The organism is Caballeronia sp. LjRoot29 (genome assembly GCF_964252755.1).
Taxonomy (GTDB): domain Bacteria; phylum Pseudomonadota; class Gammaproteobacteria; order Burkholderiales; family Burkholderiaceae; genus Caballeronia.
On the sequence record NZ_CAXUPU020000041.1, the window covers coordinates 1 to 12440 of the forward strand.

A 12440-nucleotide genomic window follows, 5' to 3' on the forward strand; every position below is an offset into this window, starting at 1 on the left:
TTTCAGCGATCTGCTAAGATAAATAGACCCATCTCAGCTGCCAACCAGAATGCCGACGCATAAATCTAAGTTGCCCAGTGTTCAGATCCGCATGGCCGCCGGCCAAATGCTCCTGTGCGGGGAGTCAATCGCAACTGTCTGTCAAGAGGTCGGCATATCGGTTAAAACAGCCAACCGGTATCAGGAACTATTCGCGGCTGGCGGCCTCGCCGCACTTGAGAACATGTCAGTCGGGGGCGACCCTCGGCGTTGAGTCCAGAAGCGTTCAATTGGATCGCGGCTGCCCTGCAAGGCGAACCACAAGCGTACGGCTTTCCCGGCGCCCGATGGACCTCCCGCACACTCGGGCAATTGATCGAGCGCAAGTTTGGCGTGAAATATTCTCGCGTATATGTCCGACAGATCGCCCTTAATCTTGGCCTCGGCCCGCGGCTCGGCCGCCGCTTAAGAGAGTGAAGCCGAGGCGGAGTTGCGAGTTGTCAACGATCTTCGCCTTTAAGCCGAAGGTCCGCAATTGGCCGAACCCGCACTTCTAGCGATCCGCTCAACAAAAGTCGTAACAACGCTTCGATCGGGCCGACAGGTGCTGCAGGGTCGATGCGCCGTCAAGATCGAAAATCCTGTCCTTAACTTCCAGCCCCCTCAACGATCATTCGCCTGAGCCTAAGGCCCGCGACTGACCGCTCTTTGCCGATGTATTACAGTAATTTCTCCGATCCCGTACCTGGAGAGAGGCAACGCTCGGACATTTACTTACATTTCTATCAGATTGCCTGTCCACGCTCGCGGTGTCGTGCCGTTAACCAATGGTGGGCGTGAGCCGGGTTTAGCACACCTGGCCTGCCTTTCGCTGCAGCAATCGCTCTAAGAAAGCTTCGTCGTGTCCGAGGATTATCAGTGATTACAAAGTTGAAGCTAGCGTCATGGGCGATGATGTTGATCGCCTCGTTATCCGTATCGGTGCCTGCATCAGCCCATATCGACGTCGGTGTGGGAATCTACTCGCAGGCACCGCGGTATGCGCCACCCCCGGTCGTGTATGGACCACCGCCCGTGGTTTATGAAGCGCCGCCTGTCGTGTACGGTGCGCCTCCAGTGATCTACGGTGCGCCACCCGTTATTTACGGCGTCCCACCGGGAGCTCCGACTTACGGTCCCCCAGGCGCCTATTACGAGCACGATTGGCGTGAGAGGGAGTGGCGCCGTCGCGAATGGGAAGAGCGGCACCGCGAAGATTGCCGTTGGCACGACTGTAACGATCGCCGGCGTTGGTGAATGAGCAACGGATTGTGCCGCTAGTGCGCGACTCGTGCAAAGCAGGATTTCCCGCCCGTTGAGCAAGGACTAAGTTCAGTAGCCTATGCCCGCAAGCGGCATATGACGCAGTTGTCATAGGGGAATCCGCACCGCATGATGTCCGAGGCGTCTTTCGCTCATACGCCGAAGATCATGACGCAGTCGTTTTTTGGCCTGGTTTTCGTAAGTCCACGCATCCAGGCTCAAGATCAAAACAATGTTTCCCCGACCCCCTCTCTTGATGCAACGCTTTCAAGCCTCGACGCATGTCTCCAAGAGTGGCAACAATCTCTGACCAACTGAGCATCTCCTTTGGAGTGAACGCGTCGTAATAATAGGTCGGCTCGTATCTCGTGCTACGTAGGTACGGCATAACCGAAATCCTGTTTTTTTGAAGAAAAGGGAACCTATGTTCCAACATGCGCTTGCAAACATACTTCGCATGAATTCGACATACGCAGTACTTTGATAGCGTTTGATAGGCATGCAAGTTGGTTGAAAAGGAATTTAAGCCGCTTCGGCCCCGCCGGCCAGTCAGCCATTGAGCCGACCCCGAAAGAACTCGATGAAGACGCGCAGCTTGCGCGGCACATGCACGCGGCTCGGATAGTAGAGGTAAAACCCCGGAAACGTCGGCCACCAGGGTTTCAGCAGCGGAACGAGGAGGCCGCCCTCAATGTCGTCGCGAACCTGTATCTCGAACGCACACGCAATGCCAGCGCCGGCGCGCACTGCGGCAAGCAGAATATCGCCATCATTGGTCACGATCGGACCCGGTACTTCGATATCGACAGCGCGCCCTTTGTGCATGAATTCCCACCGATATATACCGCCCGCCAGACGGACGTTGATGCACCGGTGCGCGCGCAGATCCTCGGGCTTGCGCGGCAGCGGGCGACCCTCGAGATAGCGCGGCGCCGCGACCGTCATGATGGTGTGATGGCCGCCAAGAGGCACCGCCACAACGTCCTGCGCCAGATTTTCGCCTAGCCGGATGCCGGCATCGAAACCCCCACCCACTAGTTCGAGCAGCGCATTATCGCAGTGCAGTTCAACAGTGATATCGGGGAATGTCTCAAGGAACGCGACCAGATGCGGCATCACGAGAATATCGGCGGCAGTGCGCGACAGGTTCAGGCGCAGCAGGCCCGCCGGTTTGTCGCGCCACTCATTCACGCCTTCGATAGCCCCCGCCAGCGCGTCCAGCCCCGGCTGCGCTTCCTGCAGGAAACGCCGACCGATTTCGGACCGAACCTTTTCGTCGATGGTCGCGAGCTTCGTCATGATCACGTTCGCCGCGAACACCCGCTGCCTCGACGTGACCTCCGGCAACGCCTCATTCATGAAGGCGAGCGCGCACTTTCTGACCGCCTTCGAATGGCGGATGCATGCAGCCCTTCAAGCACGGCCATACGCTACCGCTGCTGTAGCAACACCATTTGTTTGATCATCTTTAGCGGCAGTGTGCGTCCCGAGCGATCGCCACGCTGGCGCGGTCTATCGAACGAGAATTGACGGCTACGATTGTCGACCATCTGAGACCCGACTTCGAAAGACCGCTGTTGGCCGAACTCGGTCCGACGCCGAACCGCCGAGGTCGCCGCCTTTGATCGTTCTGCATCCGGCAGAAGTCGGACCGCGAACTGACTAACGGGCGGCGGGTGTTGCATCCATACGGGAGGTGTCAGCCGCGCAATGCATTAAAGACGGAGTGGTGCCATGGTCGCTAACGCCGCCACTTTCATATAGGGCGGGGCATCCGAGCTATGAGGCATTCCTGACCCGACCATCCCGCTAAACGGCCGCGGGAGCACGACGTGCAAAAACCGCTGCATCTCCCGCTCCGCCCGGCGGTTTGCCGGTGAATACTTCCGCATAGGCACAGATTCGCGCGACGCGTGCCTCCATCGGCTCTTTCGTCTTCATTCAATGTCGTTGCCTCTAGGCGCTGCTGGGACGCTCGGTGCTCGCAGCAATGGCGAGTACCTAGTCTTCGTCGAGGAAGATGCACGCGGCAAAGTGATGGTGTGCCGCTAGGAAGCCAATTGGAAGTGGGGCATAGGCGTGGCATTTGAGGCGTCGTGCAAAAAGCGCCCCATACATTCGACCATGCGGGATGCTTATGGTTTTCGACGAATTGAACAATTTACGAATACTATTTAGCTAAGCCCGATCACCTGGAACTAAAACACACCTTTCCCAGGGCGCCTGCCTCCGAGGCTGCAAAGAAGCATTCCACTTGATTTCTTAACCGATAGCCTGCATCGCCGACTAGGCGGTCGACTGCCGGCACAGTCGTCACGACCCAGACCAGCACGGCCATCAGCGCGGCAATCAAAAGCAGCGAGCCCGGCAGCAGCACGCCTAACCACGCACGCTTTACGTGCAATTCAGCGACTACGGACTCCGGTACTTGCAGGTCCAGCGTGCTCAAGTCGTTCTTGCGCATAAAGCGAAGGAAGATCGCGTCGTACAGCGCACTGCCGGGGTTGCGCGCGGCGGATTCCATGATGGTTTGCTGGGCGCGATGGATGATCACGGCGTCGCTCGCGCGCGCATCGCCGCCGCGCTTGACGAGCCAGCGGCTGTACATCACGCGGGCTTCGTCCTTGCGCCAATCCGTCAACGTGAGCGCGAGCGCGAGCCTCAGCCAGTCGGGAATCCTGCCGGCGCGAAACCACGGAAGCGCGCACAGGGCGGCATAATCCTCCCCCGAGACTAGCAGGCCGCCGTCTTCGTCTCGCAGCACGGCGGCCACGTGCAGCGTCAAGCCGGGTCGTAGCTCGGGAAACAGCGCGAGTATGCTCATCAGCTCGAGGGCCCCCGGCGAGAGTTCCATGGCGATGGCCTCAAGGATTCGATCGCATTCGTCATCGCTGGGCGGCGTATCCGTGTGCCAGCGCAGCGATCGAAGCCCTTCCTGCACAAAAAGGCTCAGCCTGGCGGCGGGCTGCTCAAAGGGCAACCGGGGCGGCTTGGACTGTGCGCGCAGAAAATCGCCGAACAGCGTGAGTCCCTCGTGTGTTGCCGGCAACACGACGATGCCCGCGCTGCACAGGCGTCTCTCGCGCCAACTCCAGCGGTGCCTCGGGACCGGCGTGAGCAGCACGACGACGCTCCAGTTCAGCATCTCCATGGTCCAGGGCGGTAATTGCCCCAACAGCGGATCGAGAAGGCATTCGCCGTCACTCAGCAAAATGAGTGTGTCTTCGTTGTATCGCGAGGCGACATCGGACAGTGACGTCGTCGGGTCACTCGAAACGCCTGTCCTCACATGACGCGGATCAGTGTCAAAGAAGTAAACGCCATGGTGTATGCCTTCGAGACATGTCGACAACGCGCGACCCAGCTCCGGCAGGTGGTCGCGGGAGGCACGCTGCTCGACGAGTACCGGATACTCAGGCAGCCTTGGGCGTCGGCCCGGAATCAGACGCAGAGCGCCGGCGGCTGCGACAGTCGCTTTCACGCTGGCGCGCGGATCGAACGATGCATGCGCCATGTAACGATGGGCACGAATGCCCTGCAGCGCGACGCGCAGGCGATGCGCCTGCTCCTGTGCGGCCGGGGTCTGTTGCGCCGACTGCTCGCATGCTGAGAACACGTCGAAGGCCGCTTTCTTCGGTAAGAGAGTCGTCGCCGGGCTGCCGCCAGCCAATCCGCGTGCAAGCGCAGCGCGCCTGCTTCGCTTGAGGCGCACGATGAATAGCCAGACGAGCAGCGGCAATGCGATAACCGGCATGCTTTCGTAGACGATCACGTCGAGGCCATTCGTCGTGCGGGGCTGCGATTCTTCCGTGCTCTGATGTCGGTTCGCCGAGAACCAGCCAAGACCGTCAATCCTGCTGGGGCTTACGCTCAGAAAAACGACGGCGGCCGCGTACAGGATGATCCAGCGCATCAGGCGGGACACGCTTGCGGGCGCGGTTGGCTCGTCGGAGACGGCCGATCGACCCCTTTGCGAATCGGGTGCCTCCATGCGTTTGTCGTGCCGAGCGACGAGTGCTGCGAATGCTTCGAGATAGCCCGGAAAGGTCGCCTGCTGACGCGGAGTGGTGCATAGGATGGGCCCAAGCCACAGCGCCGTTTCCTGTGCGTCGCGCGGACGCTCGCCCTCGGAGAGTCGTTCCAGCAAACCGATTGCGCGCAACGCCTCGGCGGCGCCTATCTTGAAGCCGGCGTCGCGCAGAAAGACGAAAAGCGCTTGCAGATCAGGGGGCCACGGTGGCGGGTTGCCGACCGTCAACGGTTCGTCCCCGCAAGAGTTCGTTATGGTTTCGGTGCCCATGAGTCGATTTGCGAACTCACGAACCTGATATCAGGCTCATTCTTCGCCAGAGAGGATATGTTCTCGCGGAGCACCTGGCGTCGCGCGGAAAGCGGCGCGTCTCTCTTAATGTCCGGGTCCTCACTGACGAGCCTGAGCCACTGCAAGAGTTCGGCCGTGCCGGGGGGCGTTGCATGCTCAAGCGAAGCGTCTCGAAAAACACGAGCAATTCGTCGCGCGTAGTCGAATCAAAGACCTCGGGGCCTAGCCGCTGCGCGATGATTTCTCGCAGCGCGTCGCCCTTAGGAAATTCGATGTGGTGATACGCGCAGCGGCGCAGGAATGCATCGGGCAGACTTTTCTCGCTGTTGCTCGTCACGATGACGACCGGATGCGGTGCGCCCTTGGGCGAGTGCACGCGGAGATCGAATTCAGGAATCGAGAAGGACATGCGATCGAATTCCTCGAGCAGATCGTTCGGCACGTCGCGCGGCGCCTTGTCGATTTCATCAATCAATAAGACAATCCTCTCTGGTCTTGTCCAGTGCCGGCCGGGCAGCAAGTCGGCTACGGTCGGGACGCGTCCGCTCCAGTCCGAGCCGAACACGTCGAGGATGGCTGGCTCGTCTCCGCTAAGGGGGCGTCCCGCGCGGTCCAGCAGCGGCGTATTGCTAGCGCATGCGCGTACGATGGCTTCGCCGAGAGGTCTAATGGAGAGATAGTCGAGCAGACGGCGACGGGGCCCGCCAGTGTGAGCGTCGCGGAATATGCCCATCTCGTCGATCCGGTACAGCAAATCCTCCCGGCCAAAGTTCGACTTGGTCTGCATCTCAAGCAGGCGGTCGTCGAAGAGCTCGTGGGCGAGCGCGGCAGCAAGCGTGGTCTTGCCAGTGCCAGGCTCGCCTGTTAGCAAAAGCGGTTGTCCGAGGACGAGCGCGACCTGCACGGCGTATTGAAGAGGCCTTCCCGGCACGTAATGCCCGGATGAGCGCAGCGAGGCCTCCAGCGGGCAGGGAAGTTCGGGTTCCTTGCGTGGCGTCGCGCTACCGTGGAAAAGCATGCGGTCTTCTCGGCGCGGTGGGTTGATTTCAGCCACGGTTATCCTCGTTCATGAATTTGGCGACACTGCTCTTTAGCTCACGAAGAAAGAAGTTGCCTTTGAACCTGAGATCTTCGAGCTTGCTCTCCAGCCGGTCGATGTGGGACTCATACGTGCGCGAGACCCGTTTCCGCAATTCGACCGACAGCCATCCTGCCAGATCGCTGGACTGGCATTTGCTTAACTCGGGTAACACATCTAAATGGACGTCGGGATGGCAGTTCGCCAATACCATCCAGCGTCGCGCGACTTCGTAGTCTGAGTTAAGGCAGACGAGATGGATCGGTGCTCTGATCCCATGTCCGACAAACCCCGCCCAAAACGAGGACCACGTGCGCAATACGCTCGCCGATGCATCATTGAGCGGATAATCGAGGCCCGCCAGATTGTCTGATACAAAAAAGCGTGGCTGCGTCGTGTCGTGCATGATCTGCGCGTAAGCGGCAGCATCTTTGGGTGGGTCGCCCTTGCCGCTCAACTCGTTCCACAGTTCATCGCGCAGGCGCGCGATTGCTTCCTCCGGATCAGTGACGCGAGTCGGCCAGTGAAGGAGGCGCATGCTTGGCTGCGGCGCCGGCCATTGCAAATGCTCGACCAGCGTGTGACCGTTCAGGCGCATGCCAAAATCGAGCGGCTCGTGCCGCGCCTCGCCACTTCCCGGCAGAAGTATTATGGTCGGCCTCGAAGCCCTGCTCATAGACGCGCTTGCTCCGTCCGAGCGTGATGCGCGCCGATAGCTCGCGACGAATTGCTGTTCCTGATCTTTCCGATCGAGGAGACAAACCAGTTTTGCGAAGGATGGCCGCTCAGGCGCCTGTTCGCCAGGCTTGAACAACGGCTCAAGCAGGCGGGTAGCGTTTTCATCATCGAGTAAGGCGCCAATGCGCACGGCGCCGAATTCGTAACTATCGTTTCGCTCGTACGTGACGATTACGCCGGCGAGCCAGGGAAGCGAATCTCTGCCTTTGGCATCAGTAATGAACAGCGCGGCGCCGGAAAATCCGTGCCAATCGTCCTTGACGTTGAACGTATTCGCCCCCGCGCCGCCAAACTGGAGCTTGTTGAAGTTGAACTTGTTCAGCACGAGGCCGCGGCCCAGCTCGATGACGGCCGTAATCTGCTCCGTTTCTCTGATGTCGTCCTCCATTGCGAGATTTGGAAGCCCAATCGCCACTGCCTTGTGAGTCGGCTGGAGAATCATATCCGCGGCCGCATCCGCGCCCATCAGATGGATCAGCGGGGCGACGGTTTGTGCCAGTGGACCTTCCGTGATCTGCAACAGGGCGATGTCTGGCTCCTCCGTCAGTTCGTTGGGCAACAGCGGCCACGCTAGTCTCGCGACCGACCATGGCTGGCTCCTGCCCTTCGTCGCGGCAAGCCGCACCTCAATCGAGAGGTCATCCGGAATGGTGTCGCCGTTGTCGGGCGCGAGGACGTGCCGCGCAGTGAGGACCAGGCCATTGCCAAGCAGAAAGCCGCTGCCGTAATTCGAGTACGTATGGCAGCGGACTTCGGCCACCCCCTTGTTGATGAGGCTGATCATTAACCGTTTCCGGCGGGTGGTGACGGGTCTTCGAACTTCGCGCTAATCTTCGGCGATTGACCATTAGGCCCGACTGGCTCAAGTACGAGTTTGAGCGTGTGCGTGGCAGCGCTTTCGTAGCTTCCCTTGGCCCCTAGTTCCATGACCCAGAACTTCACGCCGCCGTTGCCGTCCACAGACTTGGTCACGCCCAACTTCAACTCGAGTTCTATTGGTTGAAGCCTGAACTGCAGCTCCCGGCCCACTCCATCTTTGAGTGCGGCGAGGAGTTCCGTCCGCAGGTCCGCGATTACTCTGGCCAACGGTATAGACGACTCTTCTGGTGGCATGATGGCCTCCTGCTTTTGTCGACGCTTGTCACTTGAGGAAGACTACTACCGAACTGAGCGTCCATCGGTATACAACTATTGTATGTACTCCATCGCACACAGTTGCAGCTTCATTGCATGCGCAAATTAAAGAGCGGGCACGGAGGTCTCGTAGCTTGCCGGCCAAAATCGGCGAGGCGATTGTCCGTTGCACTCGGAAGCTGGCACCACGGTACATCGCGGTGTGCCATCGACCGCCGTACGGCTGCCGCCGTTGCCGGTGTGAGCGATCGGCTGTAGTCAGGCCAGTCTGCTGCAGGCTTCGCCCGAGAGGGCCTAGTACAGCGAGTCTCGCCTGAATTGCGCTATACATGCTCGGTTCACTGATCCGCAAGAAGGGGGCGGTCAGTACAAGATCCTCACACGCCATGGCCGGCCAGCCCTCGTCGTGGTCGTTGAGCGATAGCCATCCGAGGGGCCGACGGCGCTGGACGTCCGCCCAGACTTGCATGCCGCGTAGCGCGAGTGCAAACAGGTACGCGTCCATCTTGCTATAGAAGGTGGCGACGAGTTCCGGACGTCGGCGAGAAACCTTCTGGAATCGTCCGCCAGGCCCCGTGAGAATGCCTTGTCCGGCTCGTATCCGCCAGTGAGAAAGATTCCATTTCTGTACTGTGTAGATCATTGCATGGTGCTCAAATACGCCTGACGAAGTACTAATGAACGCATGCACTTGCTTTCGGCCGGATCGGGGAGCGCAGAGCCCTTGACCCGTGTGGTCCCGGCGGGAAAACATCAATCGAATTGCTAGCCGGTTTCACTGAGCGACATTCAATCGGACGTCGTTCCAGTGCGCCTCCTTCTTATGCACGCCCACACAGGTATCCGGCATGCGTTGGGGGACACACCGACCCAACACACTGCGCCTGTCTTGAACCGGCGATCTGCGGATTGCATGGCTTGGTTCGCTGATGCCGCGCGGGAAATGATCTGCAAACAGATGGGAGCCGCTAGCTGGGTGAAAAGCTGACGTTCAAACTTCCGTGCGGAGCGTCCGTAGACGTCCGTTTAGGCCGAACAGAGCCTGATGCGGTCGGGGAATATTGCCCATTCTCCTTGAATCAAATGCCTTAGATGTGATCATTTGAGATCGCATTCGTGTAGCCGTCTCGCCGTCTACTGCCGTTCTGCAGAACACCAATGGGTCCACCGAAGCGACCAGTGGGCGCGCTCCTGACGGCGTAGCTGTCGGGGTTTCCAAAGGGTTCTCCCTTTGGGCACCATGTGTAAAGAAAAAGTGCGGAGCATTTTTTGTTTACACATGCATCGTGCCTCCAGCTACCTCAAAATTCACTCTAGAGGTACATATCAGATTCAGATCAAATACAGATCGAATACAAATCAAATACAGATAGTTTCGTTTCCGGTACAAGTCAGAGTCAGGTAGAGTACAGCTCAGACTTAATCTCGCACTCGACCATGAATGATGCTGCTTTTCGCGATCACTTCGCAGCCTTCGCTGCCAAAACGGAGCGGTCGACTGCCTCTCGATTTCGAGACGCATTCGAGGGAATCGAGATTGCTCTAGAGGCAGGCGTGACCCGCGCTCAGGCGCGGGACGAATTGGCGAGATTGGGCCTGGACATTAAGCAGAACACCTTTAATGTGTTGCTTCTGCGAGTTCGTAAAGAACGAGCCGAAGAAAAAGTTAGACCGTCCAATGACGGCCTAACTGCCACGGCAGTGTTAGAAAATGCGCCGTTGCGCGATCAGTCCTTAGAAAAATCAGTTTTGCAACGGGGGGAGTTGGTGAAGCGTGGGGAGTCGATACACTTGCCGAACGATTGGCTTACTGCCGAATTGACACCGGCTCAATCGCGCTCACTATCGGCAGAACAAAAACAACAGCGCCGGAAAGCGCGTGACAGGCTTTTTCATCCGACGCCTTACGACAAACTCGATGCTAAGTAACTTGAGCGGCCAAACTGACTTACCAACCTACGCGGCCCTTACCTCTTGCAATAACTCGGGGTGGTGATACAGCACCTTGAACAGCTTCACCAATGCAACAGGTGGTTTTGTTTTTCCGGTCTCATAGCGAGAAAATGCATTCGTGCCACCGCCGAAAATCTCTCCTGCTTCGCGCTGGTCAAGATTCAGCTTTTTTCGCACGCTCAAGATAAACGCAGGATCGGCAAGCTCAGAATTCACCTTCACGTTGAATTCCTTCATCAGCGCCATCGTGCGCCGCGACTCCGCAGCGTCGAGAACTGCCTCGTCGCACGCCGGACAAAAGTCACCGGTCACCTGCTCAAGGGATAACGTTTGACCCTTGTACACATACGGTAGGTCGCGAGTCTCATGCACCAGCTTTGCCGCACCACAAGACGGGCATTTCATGCTCATAACTCCTTGAACGATACGATCAGCACATCGTCGATGACGGTCAACTTGAGGTACACCGGCCCGGCGCTCGTCACGGGCCGATACACGTCCTGCCACACCTTGTGATCATCATATGTTGTCATGCTCTTAAAAAAATCTTTGGTCGTCAGTGCGATAACCACGGCCCGCATTTCATCAAAATCAAAACCTAATGCTGCTGCGCCTTCACGCGCCGACCGCGTGGTACGAACCTGATCCGCCTCTACGAGTTGTTTGACGATGGATAGCTTGCAATGGGGCGTGTTCTTGTCCATGCAGTACATTAACCTAATAGGCTAATTTTGGCAAGTAGGTTAGTCGGCGTTAAGGTAATACGCTACTGAATCGCGTCCAATGCTTTCTTGTTGACTACGCTACTTACGGGATCAATACGGAATTCGTCATCCTTCATATATGCCCGTTCCTTGATCTGGTTCTCATTTACAGTTCTTTCCCATGCTTCAAGCTTTGTCAGCCCTTCGGAAGCCAGCTGATACCGGCAAAGCAAAGCCGGTGGTTCGCTGCGGCCTTGTTCTTCCTTATCGCGGCGAGCCAAACGGTGGCTTCGGGGGAAACCGCTGCTGATACAACTTCTGCAATGCGTGCCTTCAATACACCGGCACTTGGTTCCTCAGGCGCGCCCGATGCACCCGCCATCATTTTTTCACCGCGACCTATGCAGCTCCCGAATTTTTCGATAATGTACTGTACATCCATACAGTATTTATGAAGATCGACGGTGTGTCTTATGACTGTTTATACGATTGAGCAGGTCGAAGCAGCGATAAACTATTGGCGTGTTCACGATGCGACCGGGGAAGATGCCGCGCTCTGCGCAAGTGCGCGAGTCTTAGCCGATGTCTACGGACTAATGATCTACCACCATGCGTCATCGGTTTCCGCAGGTACGTTCACCGCAGAACAACTTCATGCCGTCGAGGTGGGTCTTACGCAGGCAGCACAATCGTCAGGGCACTAAAGATGCGGGCAGTACTCAATCGTGCCTATCCAAGCGTCGGCAACGACAGTGATGTTGACCACTGGCAATTTGATTTCTCCCTCGTCGATTCGAACGGTGTGGTTCTGTACGACACAATTGACATAGCGACTGTCCGAACGGTCTCACAAAAGCATTCGGTCGGATCATTTCAGGCCATGTGTAAGGCGATCCTAGGGACCGCCGCCCACGATTTTCATCGCTTGGTAGGACAAGAATTTGCCAGCGAATGAGAGTTCAGTTGGATGAGTATCTGGAGATGCTGTCGGGTATTATCATTCACGAGCGAAGCGTCGACAGACAAGTTCAACCACTCTGTTCCATAGCCACACGGCGCGTCGGTCGATTTCGTTTTGTTTCGAGGAAGGTCTTCCAACCAAGCACGGCGCGCCATGCATCTGCCACGCATCGGTTCGGCCCGCCACCAAACCAAGATAGCAGGCCACTTTCAGTGGCTCCGCCTCGGTAATCTCCTTGATCCCCATCTTCAGAAGGTTGCAGCGCAAGGC

At 57.9% G+C, this 12440-nt stretch carries 12 protein-coding genes; 4 read left to right on the forward strand and 8 right to left on the reverse strand.

Features of this window, described 5'->3' with window-relative positions; translation table 11 throughout:
- Positions 1-106 precede the first annotated feature (106 nt).
- Together ACSQ83_RS30705 and ACSQ83_RS30710 are read left to right on the forward strand one after the other, a co-directional pair.
- A complete protein-coding gene (locus ACSQ83_RS30705) occupies positions 107-253 on the forward strand; it encodes a helix-turn-helix domain-containing protein (RefSeq protein WP_436230757.1) in 147 nt (48 codons plus the stop codon).
- Positions 250-456 (forward strand): winged helix-turn-helix domain-containing protein, encoded by a 207-nt coding sequence (locus ACSQ83_RS30710; RefSeq protein WP_436230707.1) that lies wholly within the window; start codon positions 250-252, stop codon positions 454-456. Before ACSQ83_RS30705 ends, ACSQ83_RS30710 begins: the two co-directional genes overlap by 4 nt.
- A 1374-nt stretch (positions 457-1830) precedes the next feature.
- Here the strand turns inward: ACSQ83_RS30710 and ACSQ83_RS30715 are convergent.
- The 5 genes from ACSQ83_RS30715 to ACSQ83_RS30735 all read right to left on the reverse strand — a co-directional run bounded on the left by ACSQ83_RS30715 (position 1831) and on the right by ACSQ83_RS30735 (position 8531).
- Positions 1831-2640, reverse strand: a complete 810-nt coding sequence (locus tag ACSQ83_RS30715; protein ID WP_436230708.1) for a LysR substrate-binding domain-containing protein — start codon at positions 2638-2640, stop codon at positions 1831-1833.
- Between the two features lie 829 nt (positions 2641-3469).
- Entirely contained in the window at positions 3470-5581 is a 2112-nt protein-coding gene (locus ACSQ83_RS30720) for a hypothetical protein (protein WP_436230709.1), read from the reverse strand.
- Positions 5582-5597: 16 nt separating this feature from the next.
- Positions 5598-6656, reverse strand: coding sequence for an AAA family ATPase (locus ACSQ83_RS30725; protein WP_436230710.1), 1059 nt, complete (start codon positions 6654-6656; stop codon positions 5598-5600).
- Positions 6649-8202, reverse strand: a complete 1554-nt coding sequence (locus ACSQ83_RS30730; protein WP_436230711.1) for a S1 family peptidase — start codon at positions 8200-8202, stop codon at positions 6649-6651. The genes ACSQ83_RS30725 and ACSQ83_RS30730 overlap by 8 nt, the downstream gene beginning before the upstream one ends.
- Positions 8202-8531, reverse strand: a complete 330-nt coding sequence (locus ACSQ83_RS30735; RefSeq protein ID WP_436230712.1) for a trypco2 family protein — start codon at positions 8529-8531, stop codon at positions 8202-8204. Before ACSQ83_RS30735 ends, ACSQ83_RS30730 begins: the two co-directional genes overlap by 1 nt.
- Before the next feature lie 1458 nt (positions 8532-9989).
- Between ACSQ83_RS30735 and ACSQ83_RS30740 the strand changes: the two genes are divergently transcribed.
- Complete coding sequence (locus ACSQ83_RS30740; protein ID WP_436230713.1) at positions 9990-10481, forward strand: hypothetical protein; 492 nt, start codon at positions 9990-9992, stop codon at positions 10479-10481.
- Positions 10482-10508: 27 nt separating this feature from the next.
- Here ACSQ83_RS30740 and ACSQ83_RS30745 read toward each other — a convergent pair whose 3' ends face one another.
- From ACSQ83_RS30745 to ACSQ83_RS30755, 3 genes are all read right to left on the reverse strand, one after another.
- On the reverse strand, positions 10509-10910 hold the full coding sequence (locus ACSQ83_RS30745) for a type II toxin-antitoxin system MqsA family antitoxin (protein ID WP_436230758.1): 402 nt from the start codon (positions 10908-10910) through the stop codon (positions 10509-10511).
- 2 nt (positions 10911-10912) lie between these two features.
- A complete protein-coding gene (locus ACSQ83_RS30750; RefSeq protein WP_062173683.1) occupies positions 10913-11209 on the reverse strand; it encodes a type II toxin-antitoxin system MqsR family toxin in 297 nt (98 codons plus the stop codon).
- A 62-nt stretch (positions 11210-11271) separates the two neighbouring features.
- Positions 11272-11490 (reverse strand): hypothetical protein, encoded by a 219-nt coding sequence (locus tag ACSQ83_RS30755; protein WP_436230714.1) that lies wholly within the window; start codon positions 11488-11490, stop codon positions 11272-11274.
- A 192-nt stretch (positions 11491-11682) separates the two neighbouring features.
- Between ACSQ83_RS30755 and ACSQ83_RS30760 the strand changes: the two genes are divergently transcribed.
- A complete protein-coding gene (locus ACSQ83_RS30760; RefSeq protein WP_436230715.1) occupies positions 11683-11913 on the forward strand; it encodes a DUF3717 domain-containing protein in 231 nt (76 codons plus the stop codon).
- Positions 11914-12440: the final 527 nt, after the last annotated feature.